16 protein-coding genes are annotated in these 16494 nt (G+C 73.4%); all 16 read right to left on the bottom strand.

The genetic code is table 11. The features are described from left to right. Positions 1 to 43: 43 nt before the first annotated feature. Entirely contained in the window at positions 44 to 889 is an 846-nt protein-coding gene (locus BMY88_RS01020; RefSeq protein WP_091939230.1) for an HAD family hydrolase, read from the bottom strand. Beyond that, the gene (locus tag BMY88_RS01015; RefSeq protein WP_211435409.1) at positions 886 to 3441 is read right to left on the bottom strand and encodes a phosphoribosyltransferase; all 2556 of its coding nucleotides are present in this window, start codon (positions 3439 to 3441) and stop codon (positions 886 to 888) included. The genes BMY88_RS01020 and BMY88_RS01015 overlap by 4 nt, the downstream gene beginning before the upstream one ends. Continuing rightward, positions 3438 to 4613: an HpcH/HpaI aldolase/citrate lyase family protein gene (locus BMY88_RS01010; protein WP_211435408.1), complete on the bottom strand. Its 1176-nt coding sequence runs from the start codon at positions 4611 to 4613 to the stop codon at positions 3438 to 3440. The genes BMY88_RS01015 and BMY88_RS01010 overlap by 4 nt, the downstream gene beginning before the upstream one ends. A gap of 109 nt (positions 4614 to 4722) precedes the next feature. After that, a complete protein-coding gene (locus BMY88_RS01005; RefSeq protein ID WP_139220369.1) occupies positions 4723 to 5223 on the bottom strand; it encodes a hypothetical protein in 501 nt (166 codons plus the stop codon). Positions 5224 to 5762: 539 nt separating this feature from the next. Then, positions 5763 to 6326: a TerD family protein gene (locus tag BMY88_RS01000; RefSeq protein WP_091939225.1), complete on the bottom strand. Its 564-nt coding sequence runs from the start codon at positions 6324 to 6326 to the stop codon at positions 5763 to 5765. 6 nt (positions 6327 to 6332) lie between these two features. Then, complete coding sequence (locus BMY88_RS00995) at positions 6333 to 6785, bottom strand: hypothetical protein (protein ID WP_091939223.1); 453 nt, start codon at positions 6783 to 6785, stop codon at positions 6333 to 6335. A gap of 96 nt (positions 6786 to 6881) precedes the next feature. Then, complete coding sequence (locus BMY88_RS00990) at positions 6882 to 8108, bottom strand: toxic anion resistance protein (RefSeq protein WP_091939220.1); 1227 nt, start codon at positions 8106 to 8108, stop codon at positions 6882 to 6884. A gap of 19 nt (positions 8109 to 8127) precedes the next feature. Further along, positions 8128 to 8706 carry a TerD family protein gene (locus BMY88_RS00985; protein WP_091939218.1) on the bottom strand — a complete coding sequence of 193 codons (579 nt, stop codon included), beginning with the start codon at positions 8704 to 8706 and terminating at the stop codon, positions 8128 to 8130. A gap of 151 nt (positions 8707 to 8857) precedes the next feature. Next, positions 8858 to 9433, bottom strand: a complete 576-nt coding sequence (locus BMY88_RS00980) for a TerD family protein (protein ID WP_091939919.1) — start codon at positions 9431 to 9433, stop codon at positions 8858 to 8860. A 125-nt stretch (positions 9434 to 9558) separates the two neighbouring features. Further along, positions 9559 to 10380, bottom strand: coding sequence for an AIM24 family protein (locus BMY88_RS00975; protein ID WP_091939216.1), 822 nt, complete (start codon positions 10378 to 10380; stop codon positions 9559 to 9561). Positions 10381 to 10441: 61 nt separating this feature from the next. Next, positions 10442 to 11899, bottom strand: coding sequence for a VWA domain-containing protein (locus BMY88_RS23175; RefSeq protein ID WP_170860905.1), 1458 nt, complete (start codon positions 11897 to 11899; stop codon positions 10442 to 10444). Continuing rightward, complete coding sequence (locus BMY88_RS00960) at positions 11896 to 12666, bottom strand: TerD family protein (protein WP_091939214.1); 771 nt, start codon at positions 12664 to 12666, stop codon at positions 11896 to 11898. Before BMY88_RS00960 ends, BMY88_RS23175 begins: the two co-directional genes overlap by 4 nt. Before the next feature lie 54 nt (positions 12667 to 12720). Further along, positions 12721 to 13890, bottom strand: coding sequence for a DUF475 domain-containing protein (locus BMY88_RS00955; RefSeq protein ID WP_091939211.1), 1170 nt, complete (start codon positions 13888 to 13890; stop codon positions 12721 to 12723). Between the two features lie 97 nt (positions 13891 to 13987). Then, positions 13988 to 14566: a TerD family protein gene (locus BMY88_RS00950; RefSeq protein WP_091939209.1), complete on the bottom strand. Its 579-nt coding sequence runs from the start codon at positions 14564 to 14566 to the stop codon at positions 13988 to 13990. Positions 14567 to 14675: 109 nt separating this feature from the next. Beyond that, positions 14676 to 15791: a TerC family protein gene (locus tag BMY88_RS00945; RefSeq protein ID WP_091939206.1), complete on the bottom strand. Its 1116-nt coding sequence runs from the start codon at positions 15789 to 15791 to the stop codon at positions 14676 to 14678. A 265-nt stretch (positions 15792 to 16056) separates the two neighbouring features. Further along, a complete protein-coding gene (locus BMY88_RS00940; RefSeq protein ID WP_091939204.1) occupies positions 16057 to 16398 on the bottom strand; it encodes an MmcQ/YjbR family DNA-binding protein in 342 nt (113 codons plus the stop codon). Positions 16399 to 16494: the final 96 nt, after the last annotated feature.

Raw genomic sequence — 16494 nt, 5'->3', positions numbered from 1 at the left:
CGAGGCGGCGCGGCGAGGCGGTTCCCGGCGCCCACGGGGCGCGTCACCCGACCCCGGCGGCCCGCGCGGTCCCGGCGGCGGGCGCGTCCACGGACCCACCGGCCTCGGCCGCCCGCGCGCCGAACCAGCGGAGGATGTCCTCGCCGGCCGCGATGCCGGCCGAGGCCAGGGCGCTGACGTGCGGCGCGGCCCAGCCGGAGTCGTGGATCTCGCCGTGCCTCGGGTGGATCCCGAGGTCGGCGGCGGCGAGCAGGTCGATGTCGAGCAGCGAGTCCCCGGCGGCCAGCGTCGTCGCCGACCCGGCGCGGCGGGCGACCTCGGCCACGGCCGCCGACTTGGTGAGCTCCCGCGGGACGACGTAGAGCTTGCGACCCTGCAGGCTGACCACCCAGCCGGCCGGGCCGGCCCAGGCGGCGAGGGCCGGCAGCACCTCCGGTGGGAGCAGCGCGCGGTCGACGACCCGGTAGCAGAAGAGGCCGGCGGCGATCCGGGACGGCTTGGCCCGGGCGGGGTCGCAGGCGGCCTCCAGCACCGCGAAGGCCTCCTCGACCGGGGCGGCGCCGGCGACCGCGGACCGCACCCGCTCGGCCCAGTCCGCGTCCGGCGTCCCGTCCACCAGGAGCGCGCCGCCGTTGGCGGCGACGGCGTAGCGCTGCGGCGCGCCCGGAAGCCGGACGCGGGCCAGCTGCTCAGGGGTGCGGGTCGTCACCGGGACGACGACGTGCCGGGCCGCGAGCTCGGCGAGCAGCTCCAGCCCCGCCGCGGTCATGTAGCTGATCGGCCGCCCCTCGTAGTGCTCGACCACCACGAGGTCCGCCACCGGGCGCCCCGCGGCCGCCGCCGAGTAGATCAGCGTGCGGTCCAGGTCCGTGGCCACCAGGACGCTCATGCCGTGCCGCCGCGGGTGAAGCCGGGCTTGATGATCCCGACGCAGGAGTAGGTCAGGTCGTCGACGACCTCCACCTCGACGCCCCGCTGCTCCGCCAGCAGGAGCACGTGCCCGAGGGCGGGGAGGGCGTCGCGGCGGACCAGCACCCGCCACGGCACGCGGCGCAGCAGCACCCGCGTGGTCTCCCCCACCCCCGGCTTGACGAGGTTGACGGCGCCGACGTCGTACTCCTGCGCCAGGCGCTCCACGGTGCGCCAGCCCGCCCAGTCCGGGGTGCGGTCGGCGGCGCGGAGGGCGGGCAGGTCGGCGGCGACCCGCTCGCGGACGGCCGCGAACCGGTCGCTGACGGCGTCCAGGAAGGTGCCGGAGACGTCGTCGGCGGCCAGCCCGGCGTAGAACTTCGCGCCGTGGAACTGCCCGGGCCCGATCAGCCGGTCGTTGAGGACGGTGCGCGAGACCAGCCCGGAGACGGTCGAGTTCAGGCACGCCGAGGGGATCAGCACGTCGTCCCGGGTGCCGTACAGCCCCACGCAGCGCCCCGGGTCGGCGAGCACCGCGAGCTCGTCGGAGAAGCCGGCACCCGGCGCCAGGCCGAGCGCCGCGTTCGCCTCGGCGACGGCGTCGGACAGCTCGCGGGTGATCGCGCCCTTGCCGGTCCAGCCGTCGACGAAGAGCACCGACGCGGGGGCGTGGTGGGCGGCCAGCCAGGCCAGCGCGACCTGGTCGATGCCGCGGCCGCGGACGATGGAGACGGCCAGGTGCGGCAGGTCCAGGCCGTGCACGGCCGCGGCCCAGCGGCGCATGAGGATGCCGATCGGCGTGCCGGCCCGGGCCAGGGACACCAGCACCGGCGGCCGCCCGCGCTCGGCGAGGACGAGCTCGGTGACCAGCCCGACGGCCTGCGCCAGCGTGTCCGCGCCCTCGGCGAGGGCGCGGGTGAACAGCTCCTGGTACTCCGGGCTCGGCTGGTACTCCACGGGCAGCGAGGCGGCGTAGTGCGCCACGCCGGACTGCACGGCCTCCTCCCGCTCCTCGATCGGCGCCTCGAGCGGGACGTGGGAGAGGTCGGTGAGCAGCCAGCCGACCTCGTCGGGGGCGTAGGAGCCGAAGGCGGGCCCGCGCAGCGGCTCGGGCAGCACCGGGCGCGGCGGGGTCGGCGGCACGGTCACGACCGTGACCGGCCCGGCGACCGCGCCCGCCAGGACCTCGGGCAGCCGGCCCCCGCCCGCGCCCCCGTCGTCGACGACCAGCACGGCGGCGTCGAACGGGGCGCCTCCGGCCGGCGCGGCCACGTTGTAGGCGAACCGCGGTCCGGGGCCGTCGACCGGGGAGTCGGAGCTGTCGAAGGCCAGGGCCGTGCGGATCGCGTAGCCCGGGGCGTCGACCGGCAGCACCGGGGAGCGCGTGGTGCTGGACACCGCGACCGCCACCCCACGCTCCTCGAGCAGGTCGGCCAGCTCGGCGGCGATCCGCGTGGGCAGGTACATCAGCTCCTCGGTGCCGAGCACCAGCACCCGTGCCCCGGCCCGCGCCGGGAGGGCCGGCAGCAGGCCGCGGGCCACCGCGGCGACGGCGGCGTCGAACGGCGCGCGGTCGGCGGCGGTCGAGCCGTGCCGGGCGCTCTCGCGCACGCCGTCGGGCCAGCCGGCCGCCGCGGGTGCCGGGACGACCCGGCCCGGTGCGGGCGCGCCGCCGCCCTCGCCCGGTGCGGAGCGGGCGACCAGTTCCTGCCCGCGGGCCAGCACGTCGGCGGGCAGCCGAACCTCGCCGGTGACCAGCGCGACGACGTCGATGCGCACGCCGAGCCCGCGCGCGAAGGACTCCAGCCGCGACCGGTCCCCGGCCGACCGCAGGTCCAGGAGGGTCGCGACGACGTACTGCTCGCGCGGTCCGAGCGCCTGCACGGCCCGGACCGTGTCCATGACGGTGTTCCCGGTGGAGAGCTCGTCGTCGACCAGGACCAGCGGCCGGGGGGCGGTCAGCACGCGCGGGTCGTCGGGGAGCAACTGGTGGCTGGTCGCGTGCGAGTGGCTCTCCTCGAACGCGCCGAGGGGCACGGCACCGGGCACGGACCGCCGGGTCGAGGTGAGGCAGTCGGCCAGCAGCGCGTCGGCGACGGCGCCGCCCAGGCCGGTCGCCGTCTCGGCGTAGCCCAGCACGAGCGCGTCGGGAGGCGCCGCGCCGCGGCGGTGCTGGTCGCACAGCGCGAGCAGGCGGCCGCCGGCGGCGGGGTCGCCGCCCGTGACCGCGGCGGCCAGCAGCTTGCCGCCGTCGTCGCCGATCCCGCTGTCGGCGCCGGCCAGCGCGTCCGCGACCAGCGCGCCCAGCAGCCGGCCGGCGCCCAGGACCAGCCGGGGGTCGACCGGGACGTGCTTGCCGAGCACCCGGCTGACGAGCAGGTGCGCGCGCCGCGGGTTCCGGCGCAGCGCCATGCCCACCAGGTCCTCGGCGACCAGGCCCCCGGCCCCCCGGACCGACACCAGCTCCGCATCCAGCCGGTCCGCCGTCCAGCGGCCGGTCCACGGCTCCTGCGGCGGGACGGATCCGCTCACGCGGCCAGCCCGGCGCTCAGGAGGTCGACGAACGAGGTCTCCGGCCGCGCGACGCCGAACACCCGCGCCCGCTGCACGATGCGGGTCGCCCACGCCGCGTGCGGCTTGGACTCGTTCATCTTGTTGCGGTACGCCGAGGCCGCGGCCCCGCCGTCCGTCCGGCCCAGGACGTCGACGGCGTCGGCGTACTCCTCGTGGTTCACCACCGACAGGGCGTGCACCGCCGCCACGTGCGACGGGTGCACCACCGTCTTTCCGACCAGGCCGTTGGCCCGGTCGAGGACCACCTCGCGGATCAGGCCGTCCAGGTCGCGGGCGATCAGGCGCGCGCGCAGCGACCGCTCCCGGTGCTCGGCGAAGGGCGTCTGCCGCAGCTGCGGCTTGAACATGCGCTCGGGGCTGGGGAAGTACTCCCAGACCGGCCCGGTGATGACGTGGCCGGAGCCGTCGGCCCGACCGAACACGTTGACGATGTCGGCGATCACGTCGGCGACGACCCGGACGTCGTAGACGGTCAGCTCGCGGCTGCGCCGGAGCCCGTAGGCGCCGGAGAGGTCGGTCGCGCCGATGCGGACGGCGAGCACGTGCTCCCGGTGCTCGGCGAGCAGGTCCCGCACGCCCAGCAGCACGGCCGTGCGGGACTCCGCGTGCGCCAGCTCCGGGGACTCGAGCACGGGCATCACGCGCAGCATCCGGCCGGTGCTGCGCGACGCGGCGGCGACCGCGGCCAGGAACGCCGGGCCGGTCCGCGCAGTGAACTTCGGGAGCACGAACCCGGTGAGCACCGCGGCGGCGTCGCCCAGCCCGGCCACGAGGGCCGGGATCTGCTCGGGCGTGCGCACCCGGACGAAGACCAGCGGGCCGGCGGCGTCCAGCGCCGCGAGCTCCCGCAGCTGGTCGAGCGCGTTGCACTCGGCGGCCTCGAGGTCCTCGTCGGCGACGGCGTCCTCCAGGCACACCACGACGCTCGTCAGGCCCCCGGCCCGCTGCCGCACGATGTCCTTGGCCAGCGCGGGCCGCGTCGCGGGGCAGTAGAGCGTCGCGCCCAGGGACTGGGCCAGCACGGCGCTCTCGTCGTCCCGCGTGAACGGCTGCGGGGCGAGGGCGAACAGGTTCTGCTCGTCCTCGGCGGAGAAGTGGTCGAAGTGGCGCATCGGTACCTCGTCGGTCATCCACCGTGACGCGGTGGGTGGGCACGGCAGGGGCGGCCGGGGGCCGATCGGACGGACGCTAGCCGACGCCGGACGGCCCCGAACGGGCCCGGGACGTGAACAGTGGGGGTCAGTGGAGGGGCGTCTCGTCGTCCGCCCAGGTCAGGAGGTCGTAGCCGTAGCTGCGGGCGACCTCGCGCGCGGCCCCGGCGATCCGTTCCAGCTCGGCGCGGAGCACGAACTCCCCGTCGACGACGTACAGCGACAGCACCGCGAGCGGCCCCGCGTGCCGGGGGACGTCGAGCGGCACCTCCACCCGCGCCCCGCCGAAGGTCGTGATCCGCAGCGTGCCGCCCCAGGCCAGCTCGCCGCGGGACTCGGAGTAGGCGTAGACCAGCATCCGCTCCAGGGCGCGGGCCTGGCGCAGGTCGAGCGTGAGCTGCTCGTACTCGGCGCGGGCGGCGGCGATCACCGGCCGCCGCGAACCGGGGGGTGCGGCCGTCGGCCCCGTGGCGGCACGCACGAGCGACGACGCGCCGTCGGCGAGCTGGTACAGCGCGCCCAGGCGGAGGTCGCCGACGGCCGGCGAGCAGACCGCCTCCACCGTCAGCGTCCCGATGCCGGACTGCACGCGGTTGAGGGTGAGCGTCGGATCCCGCGGCGTGAGGATCACCCGCCCCCCGGGCTCGACGCGCTCCGGTGGCCGCCGCGCCGTGGCCGCCGGGCCCCCGCTGCCCCTGTGCCCGGTGCCCCCGGTCCCGGCGGGCCGGGCCGACGTGGCCGGTCCTCCGGGTGCCGGAGCCGGTGGACCCCCGAGGTCCAGCGACGTCGACCCGGCCGGCGGCGGTGCGGCCGGGGCCGGTCGGGTGAGGTCCAGCGGCCCCGGCCCCGGCCCCGGCCCCGACCCCGGCCCCGACGCGGGCGCGGTGGCCGGCCGGGACGGCGCGGGCGGCGACAAATCCAGCGAGGAGGACGCCGGCGCCGGGGACGCAGGCGCGGCGACCGGCGGAGCGGAAGCCGGTGGCGATGCGGACGGCCGGCGCGGCCCGGAGAGGTTCAGCGACGCCGGCGGCGACTGCAGCGGAGGCGCCGACGCCGGGGTCCGACGCAGGCTGCGGTGGCGCAGCCAGGGCAGGTCGGTGCGGGGCGGCGCCGACTGCGGACCGGCGATCACAGCGGCAGGCCGAAGTCCGCGGCGATGCCGGCGATGCCCGAGGAGTAGCCGTCGCCGAGGACCTTGAACTTCCAGTCGCCGCTGTGCCGGTAGACCTCGCCGAGGACCAGCGCCGTCTCGGTGGTCAGGGGCGGGGCGAGGTTCTCCGACCGGATCAGCTCCCGGGCACTGCCCGCCTCGCGGACCACGACCGTGATCTCGCGCAGCTGGGCGAGGGTGCGCCGCTGCGCCGTCCCGTCGTTGAGGTAGACCACGACGACGATGCGGGCGATGTCGGCCGGCACGTCGGGCAGGTCGATCTCGACCTGCTCCCGGTCGCCGGCCAGCGTCGTCGTGACCTGGCTGACCGACTCGTCGGGCGACGTCAGCTGGTTGAAGAAGACGAAGTGCTCGGCCGACGGGGCCTTGCCGTGGCTGTCGCAGAGCACGGTGGCGAGCACGAGGTTGTCCTCGAGCACCCGCTCGGCGCCGGCGTTCCAGGACACGCCGACGACGATCCCCGTCAGTCCGGGGATCTCCCGGGTCAGCGCGACGTTCGCGCCGCGCCGCATGGGTGGCATGGCTCCTCAGATCTCGAGATCAGAGCGGGAGAACTTCGTGCGGAGGAAGGCCCCCTGCGTCAGCAGCCCGTCGACGTCCTGCTGACGGCTGGCCTGCAGGACCGCGAGCGCGGCGCCCTCCAGCGCGTCCAGCTGCTCCATCAGCGACTCCCGCGGGGTGCGGCCCGACGCCCGCGGGACGTCGACGAGCGACTCGTCGACCGCGAGGTAGGTCCGCACCGTCGTCGGCAGGTAGTCCGTCGTGGTGGCCCGCACCGACAGGACCGCCTGGATGTCCAGCGGCCGGGCCTCCGACGTGGCCACGATGTCGGAGAGGACGTCGGTGATCCGCCGGGCCTCGACCACCGCCGCGAGCGGGAGCCGGCCGGCGGAGGCGTTGACCAGCCGGACGACGTCCCAGATCGCCGTCCGCAACGCCTCGGGGCTGTCCGCCGGATCGTCCTGGGGCGGAGGCACCACGGGGGGTGCGGGCGACGACCTCCGGAACCACGGCACCGCTGCTCCTCCTCGTCCGCGCTGCGCGCCGGCGTCGCTCCCGGCCCTCGACCGCCCTCGTCACCCGCCGCTGAGCTCCTGGCGGCGGGTGCGCTCCAGGTACGGCTGGGCCCGCTGGATCTGCCCCTCGAGGGCCTGCACGGTCTGTGCCATGGAGTCGACGGCCTGGGCGCGGAAGGTGTCGAGGGCGTCCATGGTCTGGAACACGTTCTCGAAGGCCGCCTGCAGCTTCTGGACGTCGACGGTCGACGTCGCCGCCTGCTGGTTGATCGCCCCGCCCTGGATGCGCAGCTGCTCGGACGTCGACTCGATGAGGTTGCTCGTCACGGTGTTCAGCGCGGTGATCTGGTCCAGCACCAGCTTCTGCCGGCTGAGCGCCTGGGAGACGATGACCGCCGTCCGCAGGGCCGCGATGGTCGTGGTCTGCGCCCGGTCGACGCCGCGGATCAGCTCCAGGTTGTTGCGGCGGATGAGGTCCAGCGCCATGTAGCCCTGCACCGTCACCGCGAGCTGGGTCTGGATGTCCTGCCGCCGCTGGCGCACCGGGAACAGCGCGTCGGACCGGACGACGTTGGCGTCCTCGGTCCGCCCCGCCGCCTCGAGCTCGGCGATCTTCTGCTCGAGGGCCTGGTCGAGGGCGGTGGCGAGCGTGTCGTACTCGCGCAGCGTTCCCATCAGGGTCCACATGTTGGCCTTCTCGGTCTCGATGGCCGCGTTGTCCTTGCGCAGCTCGTCCTGACCGGAGTCCAGCGCCTTGATGATCGCGTTCAGGTGCGACTGCGCCGTCTTGTACTTGTCGAAGTAGCGGTCGATCTTGTCGCCGCCCGGCAGCCACTTGAGGACCTTCTTGACGCCGGTCAGGTCGGCCCGGTTGGGATCGAGGTCGGTGACGGTCCGGCGGAGGTCGATCAGGGTGTTGGAGACGCGCGTCTGCGCGTCCGCGCCGCCGCCCTTGCCCATGGCGGCGGCCGGCCGCTCGAGCATGCGGTTGGAGACGGCCGCGGAGGACCGCATCTCCCGCTCGCCCATGTTCGTGATCGAGGCGACCTTCTCGGCGAACGCCGGCGACCGGCTGTCGAGCGACGTCAGCTCGGTGACGAAGGCGGTCGCCTTGCTGCGCAGCTCGACGGACTTGGCGTCCTCGAGCGGGACGGCCTGGACCGCCTGCTCCGGGGCCACGAGGGCGACCGGCTGCGGCGGGGCGAGCACGAGGGCGCCGCTGCTGGCCGCCGGGGCGGCAGCGGGCGCGGTCGGGGCGGGGGTGGAGCCGAGGTCGAGCTCGGACATGAGGTGGGTGTCCTCCGGTTCAGAGGGCGCTGGCCATGGCGGGCAGCAGGTCGCGGAACGTCCGGCCGGTGGCCGGGATGCCGAGGGCGGTCATGGACCAGCCTGCACCGTCACGGCTGACCTTGGCCATGATCTGCGCGTTGTGCCGGCCCGAGCCGCTGAGGTCGTAGCGGGCGATCTCCGCCTCGTTCGACTCGTCGATGAGCCGGCAGAAGGCGTTCTCGATCTGGGAGAAGTCCTGGCCGGTGAACGAGTTCACGGCGAAGACGATGGTCGTGACGGCGGCGGGGACCGCCGAGAGGTCGACGCGGATCGACTCGTCGTCCCCCTCGCCGGCGCCGGTCAGGTTGTCGCCCGTGTGCGAGACGGCGCCGTCCTTGCTGCGCAGCTGCTGGAACCACACCTGGTCCACCAGGGTGCCCGCGGCGTCGAAGAGCAGCGCGGAGGCGTCGAGGTCGATGGACTGGCTCTTGGAGCCGCCGAAGAAGCCCTTCTTCTTGACCGCGTCCCAGCCCAGCCCCATGCGGACCCGGCTGAGGGCTCCGCCGTCCCGCTTCGCGAGCGAGACCTTCTGCCCCTTGGTCAGGCTGATGCTCATCGAACCCGTTCCTCTCGCCTCGTCCCGCGCGGAACCGCCGGGGGTCGGCCGCGGCGCCGGTCGGCCCGGGCGCGGCCGGTCGTGCACTCGGGGACGTCCGGTCCCCCGGCCGGTCCGCCCCGTACAGGGGCCTCCGGCCGGGGGACGACGGTCAGACGTTGACGCCGAAGTCCCGCGCGATGCCGGCCAGGCCGGAGCTGTAGCCCTGACCCACGGCGCGGAACTTCCACTCGGCCCCGCTCCGGTACAGCTCGCCGAAGACCATCGCGGTCTCGGTCGAGGCGTCCTCGGAGAGGTCGTAGCGGGCGAGCTCGGCGTTGTCGGCCTGGTTCACGACGCGGATGTAGGCGTTGCGGACCTGACCGAAGCTCTGGCCCCGGCCCTCGGCCTCGTAGATCGAGACGGGGAAGACGACGCGGTCGAGCGTGGCCGGCGCGCCGGCCAGGTCGACGCGGATCTGCTCGTCGTCGCCGGCGCCCTCACCGGTCACGTTGTCACCGGTGTGCTCGATGGCGCCGTCGGGGCTGCGCAGGTTGTTGAAGAACACGAAGTGCTGGTCCGAGGCGACCTTGCCGTCCGCGCCGCAGCCGATGGCCGAGGCGTCCAGGTCGAAAGGCTTGCCGTCGGTCGTGCGGGCGTCCCATCCGAGACCGACGGTCACCGTCCGCAGGCCCGGGGCCTCCTTGGTGAGCGAGACGTTGCCGCCCTTGGAGAGGCTGACTCCCACCGCTTCCTCCATCCCTGCCGGGCTCCGCTGCCCGGCGTCGCTGTCCGTGACGGCCGTTGCCGGCCCTGTGCTCATCGTAGGTGCGGCGCGCGCGGGTGTCCGCGCCGGCGGCGCCACTGCCGTGGTCAGTCGGCGCTGCCGCTGAAGATCCCGCCCATGCCGGCGCCGGTCTTCGAATCCCCGGCCCCGGCGTTCTTCTCCAGTGCCTTGGCCAGCCCGTCGATCGTGACCGACTGGAGGATGACCCGTCCGTTCCCCTCGACGGTCGCCAGGGAGAAGCCCTCCCCGCCGAACATCGCGGTCATCGCGCCCTGCCGGTTCATCCGTCCGACGCGCTCGATGCCGTACCGGATGTTCTGGTCCCACGCGACGATGCAGCCGGTGTCGACGCGCAGCTTGCCGCCGTAGTCCGCCGGGTTGATGTCGATGAAGTCCCCCGCGCCGCCGATGAGCAGGCTGCCCGTGCCGGTGAACTTCTCGAGGACGAAGCCCTCCCCACCGGAGAACCCCTGCCGCCCTCCGGCGAAGGCGACGTCGAAGTGCACGCCGGCCTCGGCGGCGACGAAGGCGTCCTTCTCCGCGTACCAGGTGCTGCTGCCGTCGAGCTCCAGCAGCCGCATCTCGCCGGGGAGCACCCCGGCGAGAGCGAGCAGCCCGTCGCCGCCGCGGGTGGAGAAGTGCGTGAACGCGAACGACTCACCGGCGAGCATGCGCTTGCCGGCGTCCATGGCCCCGCGCAGCATGCCGCCGAGGCCGCCGGCTCCCCCGCCACCGCCGGGTGCCTGCTGCGCCGCCGGTGCCGAGGGCGCGGAGAGCTTGGTCTCCATCACGACGTCGGCGGAGGAGAAGAGGAATTTCCCCGCCTCGCTGTAGACGACCTGCCCGGGCCGCAGGGAGACGATGGCCATCTTGGTGGTGGTGCCGACCAGCTGGACGTCGAGCGTCATGGGTTCCCTCCGTGGCCTTGGCGGTCGGTCGACGGAACCGCGCCGGACGCGCGGACCGCCCCTACGGCACCAGGAGTTGCTGCGCCCGGGCCCGCTGGAGCCAGCCGGGGTACTCGTTCATCAGCCGGTCGAACAGCGCGTCGTCGCTGATCGCGCTGCGCCCGAGGAGGTCGGACTCGCTGACCGAGAAGAAGTCGGCGTTGTCGGTGTAGCGGTTGTCCAGGTCGTCCAGCCGCTGCAGGTAGCTGAACTGCTTCGGCGAGCCGATTCCCATGAACTGCCAGAACACCGGCTCGTAGGAGGCGGCCCGGATCTGCTTCGTCGCGACCGCCTTGTCGCTCGGGGCGCCGTCGGTCAGGAACATGACGTACACCGGCACCTGGGCGGGCAGCGGCTCCGTGCGCTCCTGGCTGGTGCCGAAGTAGTGCCGACGGACGGCGGACATCGCCGCGCCGTAGCGGGTGTCGTACTCCAGCTTGTGCCGCCGGGTGAGGTCGGCGATGTACTGCTGGTGTCCCTCCAGCCGCAGGCCCTCGGGCTGGTGCACCTCCTTGCCGAACAGGAAGACGTCGACGACGCCGTCGTCGTCGAACCGCAGGCCCAGCGCCAGGACGCGCTCGCACAGCCGCTGCACCGCGCCGGACCGGAAGAGGCCGCTCATCGACCCGGAGATGTCCAGGACCAGGGCCACCCGCGCCGTGTGCTCGGCCAGGCCGCGCTTCTGCAGGCTCACCCCGGCCGTCTTGACCAGCGACAGCATCTGCGGCGCCTGGTGCTCGAGCTTCTTCTCGAGGTCGACCAGGCGCTTCTTCTCCAGGCTGATCGGCGGCGCGCCGGCCGCTGTCGGCGCCCCGGCTGCGGCGGGCGCCGCGACCGGCGGCGGCGCGTCGATGGGCGGGCCGGCGGGCGGCGCCCAGCCCTGCGCGGACGTCGGGGCAGGAGCCGGGGCCGGTGCGGGCGCGGCCGACGGCTCGTCGACCGTGACGCCGTAGTCGGTGGCCAGCCCCGCGAGCCCGTTGCGGTAGCCCTGGCCGATCGCCCGGACCTTCCACTCGCCGTTGCGCCGGTACACCTCGGCGAACACCAGCGCCGTCTCCGGACCCGCGGTCAGGTCGCACCGCACGGCGGCCGGCGCGTCCGCCGCCGCGGCCACCTCCACCGCCAGGCCGCTCAGCGCGCCGAACGTGCCGGGCCCGTCGAGCGAGGCGCCGATGACGACCTTGTCGACGTCGGCCGGGACCCGCGCCGGGTCGATGCGCAACTGGTCGACCGTGCCAGAGCCCCGCTGGGACTTGCCCAGGTGCCGGACGGCGCCGTCGCCTCCGACCGGCTGGTTGTAGAAGACGAAGTCGTCGTCGCTGCGGACCGTGCCGCCGGCCCCGCACAGCAGCGCCGACAGGTCCATGTCGGTGCCGGGCAGAGGCTGCCAGGTCAGCGTGACGACGATCTCGCCGGACAACCCCGCCTGGGCGAGGCCGACGTTGCCGCCGGGGGTGAGCGTGGTGGGCGCAGGGCTCACTTGCGGCCGGCACCCCACTTCATGCCCCAGCCGTAGGCCTGGTCGAGCACGTCCTGCCCGCCGTGGATGTACCGGACCTCGCGGTTCACCGTCAGGTCGTTGCCGCTGTTGGTGAGCAGCGCGATGGCGCAGAGCGGGGCCCGCGGGTCCGCCTCGTCCAGGCGCACCTCGATCGGGCCGCCGACGGCCGGGAACAGGGTCACCACGCCGTCGGCCGCGGCCCAGTTCGGCACGCCCTCGTAGATGAAGGCGAACACGATGATCCGGCGGATCTCCGCGAGCCGGTTCAGGTCGATGCGGAGGTTCTCGCCGCCGCTGTTGGTGCCCGACCGGTCGTCGCCGTCGAGCGTGATGATCGGTGTCCCGGCGTTGCGCGAGGTGAAGGACCGCCCGAGCGCCTGGACGACGCCCTTGGACCCGTCGGTGAACTCGTAGAGGCACCCCAGGTCCAGATCGATGCTGCCGCCGCCCTGCGTCGCGGCCGCCATCCGCTTGAAGAACCCGCCACCGCCACCGCCCGACTGCTGCGCAGGCCTCGCGTTCCAGTTGAGGTTGACCCTCAGCTCGCCGCCGGCGGCGCCGCTCTTGGTGAGCGACACGCTCGGCGCGCTCTTCGTGAGCGTCACCTTGCCCAGGTTCACCGGCCCCGCCGGTGCGGGGGGCGCCGCGGGCGGCGGCCACCCGGCCGCCGGCGGCGGGGTGGCGGGCGGCGACTGATTCGCGTCGCCCCCACTGCTGGACGGCCGCTTCGTGTAGTCGATCCCCATGCCGGTTCGGCCTCCTCGTCGTAGGGCGTGTGGCGGTGTCGGTCGGTGGACTCGTCAGACCCGCTCGGGTTCGGCCGTCTCCCCGACGTGGACGTCGTGGACGTCGCCGCGGCGGCGCCGGATGAGGGAGTTGATGAACGCGGCACCGATGAACACGACCCCGATGAGGCCGGTGATCAGCTCGGGGATGTGCCACTCGAGGCTCAGCAGCAGGATCGCCGCGAGGGCGCCGATGGCCCAGTGCGCGCCGTGCTCCAGGTACACGTACTCGGCGAGCGTCCCCTGGCGCACCAGGTAGACCGTGATCGACCGGACGAACATCGCGCCGATGAACCCGAGCCCGAGGGCGATGATGATCGGGTCGGACGTGATCGCGAAGGCACCGATGACGCCGTCGAAGCTGAACGACGCGTCGAGGACCTCGAGGTAGAGGAACAGGAAGAACCCGGCCTTGCCGGTGGCCTTGGCGAGCTGGGTGGGGCCGCTGCGGGTCGTCGTCGCGACTCCGCCTCCCTCGATGCTGCCGGCAGGCAGGCGGGGGGTCTCGTCGCCGTCCTCGGTCGTGCCCTCGTCGGCGATCCCGCTGGACTCGAACAGATTGCCCAGACCGTTGACGGCGAGGTAGGTGATCAGGCCCAGGAGACCCGACATCAGCACGGAGGCCCGCTCGTCCTCGGCCGCGAGGAACTCGGCGGCCAGCACGAGCGCGACGGCGGCGACGATGACGGCCAGCGCATCCAGCTTGCCGATCCGCGCGAGCGGGCGCTCCAGCCAGCTCAGCCAGGTGATGTCGCGCTCCTCGAACAGCCAGTCGAGGAACAGCATCAGCAGGAACATGCCACCGAAGGAGGCGATGAGCGGGTGCGCCTGGTCGAGCAGGTAGGCGTAGGTACCCGGCTCGTCGATCTCGCCGCCCTCGAGCGCGAGGTCGACCGCCTCGAGCGGGCCGAGGTTCGCGGTGATGCCCACGATGAGCAGCGGGAATACCAGCCGCATGCCGAAGACGGCGATCAGGATGCCGATGGTGAGGAAGATCTTCTGCCAGAACTCGCTCATCCGCTCGAGCACCTTGGCGTTGACCACGGCGTTGTCGAACGACAGGGACACCTCGAGCACACCGAGGATGACGCAGAGGAGGAACGCCTCCCAGCTTCCGTAGATGAAAGCCACGACGAGGCTGGCGACAGTGACCCCGAAGGACCAGCCGAAGGTTCGCAGGATCACGTTGTTCCTTGCTGTTCAGCGTGCAACGGACAGGGCGCCGCGGAGGCGGGACCCGAGAGGACGGGTACCGGCATCAGCCGCGGCGCCCGGACGACGGTCAGCCGACGTTGACGCCGAAGTCCTTCGCGATGCCACCCAGACCTGAAGCGTAGCCCTGACCGACGGCGCGGAACTTCCACTCGCCGGCGTTCCGGTAGAGCTCGCCGAAGATCATGGCGGTCTCGGTGGAGGCGTCCTCGGAGAGGTCGTAGCGGGTGATCTCGGCGCCACCGGCCTGGTTCACCACGCGGATGAAGGCGTTGCGCACCTGGCCGAAGCTCTGCCCGCGGGACTCGGCGTCGTAGATGCTCACCGGGAAGACGATCTTGTCGCACTCGGCGGGGACGCCGGCGAGGTTGACCTTGATCTGCTCGTCGTCGCCCTCGCCCTCACCGGTGAGGTTGTCACCGGTGTGCTCCACGGAGCCGTCGGGGCTGGTCAGGTTGTTGAAGAAGACGAAGTGGCTGTCGGACAGGATCCGGCCGTCCGCACCGACCATCAGCGCCGAGGCGTCGAGGTCGAAGTCGGCACCGGTCGTCGACCGGGCGTCCCAGCCCAGCCCCACGAGCACGGCCGTCAGGCCCGGGGCCTCCTTGCTCAGGGAGACGTTGCCACCCTTGGACAGACTGACGCTCACGTTCGGTCCTCCTCGACTGGGTCTCGATGACCCGCTCCGATCTCCGGCCCGGACATGGGTCTCGGAGCAGATCGCACAGTATCGGCCCGGTTCGGCCGTGTCGCGTCGCTCACGACGCCGGCGCCGGTCCGTCCGGCCCGCGCCCGGACGACGTCGCGTGCGCCGCGCCGGACCGCTCGCCGGCCTCGACGGCGACGGCGGCCGTGGTCCCGGCGGACGCGGGCTCGGCGGCCGTCGGTACGGCTGCGGCGGCCCGCTCGTCCCGGCGGGACCGGGCCAGGCTGGCGACCGTGGTGACCAGCAGGGTCACCAGGATGACCGCCAGCGACAGCCAGGTCGGAATCTCCGGGACGACCGTGACGTGCTCGCCCCCGTTGATGAACGACAGCTCGTTGGTGTGCAGCGCGTGGATGACGAGCTTCGCCCCGATGAAGCCGAGGATCACGGCGAGGCCGTAGGCCAGGTACACCAGCCGGTCGAGCAGCCCGTCGATGAGGAAGAACAGCTGCCGCAGGCCGAGCAGGGAGAAGGCGTTGGCGGCGAACACCAGGTAGGTCTCCTGGGTCAGCCCGAAGATGGCCGGGATCGAGTCGACGGCGAACAGGACGTCGGCGCTGCCGATCGCGAGCAGCGCGATCATCAGCGGGGTGATGTGGCGCTTGCCGAGGATCCGCGTCACGAGCCGGTCGGAGTGGTAGTCCTGCGTGGTCGGCACGATGCGCCGGACGAGGCGCAGGATGCCGTTCTCCTCGTAGTGGTCCTCGGGCTTCCCGCCGCTGGTGGCCTGCATGTACGCCGTGTAGAGCAGGATCGCGCCGAAGAGGTAGAAGACCCAGCTGAAGTTCTCGATGGCGGCGGCGCCGACGAGGATGAAGACGGTGCGCAGCACGAGGGCGAACGCGATGCCGAACAGCAGCACCTTCTGCTGCAGCTCCCGGGGCACCGCGAAGCTCGCCATGATCAGCACGAAGACGAAGAGGTTGTCCACCGAGAGGCTCTTCTCGGTGATGTACCCGGCGAAGTACTCGCCGCCGTACTCGGGCCCGGCGAACCACAGCACGCCGAGGCCGAACAGGACGGCGAGGCCCACGTAGACGGCTGACCAGGTGGCCGACTCGCGCAGCGTCGGCGCGTGCGGTGTCCGGACGTGGCCGACGAAATCGAAGGCGATCATGGCCAGGATCGCGGCGATAGTCAGCGCCCAGATCCAGAACGGGACGTCCACAGGGGTCTCCTCCGGTCGACATGCAGGTGTCGGTACCGGAGGTCTCTCCCGCCGCTCCTCGTCGGAGCGACCGGCAGCGCCGGAGGCCATGGGACCTCGTGTTGACGACACTGCCGCGCAGGGATACTCCCCTCCACGTGAGACCTGCCCGAGGGCGTGACGACATGGCCGTCGCGTCAGGCGGTCTCGAGGGGGTAAACGCCGCGGCGTCCCGGAGAGTTCCCGGCCGGATGGCGCGGAGTTCCCGGCCGGGTGGTGCGAGTGGTCAGCTCGGCCGCTTGCTCTTCGGCAGGGCCGCGACGATCGCGTCGTAGGAGCCGTCGACGAGCTCCCGGACCTCGTCCGCGGGCACCGGACCCGAGAAGTCCACGGCGTTCCAGCCGTAGCGGCCGATGTAGGAGCTCACGGTGATCGCACCCGGGTACCGGTCGCGCCACTCGGACGCCTCGGCGGCGTCCCGGCCGCACTTCACCCCGACGGTCTCCGGCCCGAGGAATGCGAACGCCTTGCCGCCGACCTTGACGACCAGGTCGACGTCACCCCAGGGATAGGTCTCCTCGGCGCCCGGCTTGCTCAGGCAGTACGCGGCCAGCTCCGCACGGTCCACGCTCGACTCCTCACGACGTCGTCGATCATCGGCAGGTGGCTGCCCGACGCGCCGGCGAACGCAGCCAGACGCCGATGATCAACTGCTGGGGACTTC

This window comes from Trujillonella endophytica (assembly GCF_900110555.1).
GTDB classification, from domain to species: domain Bacteria; phylum Actinomycetota; class Actinomycetes; order Mycobacteriales; family Geodermatophilaceae; genus Trujillonella; species Trujillonella endophytica.
This window is presented reverse-complemented; position numbering and strand designations above follow the sequence as displayed.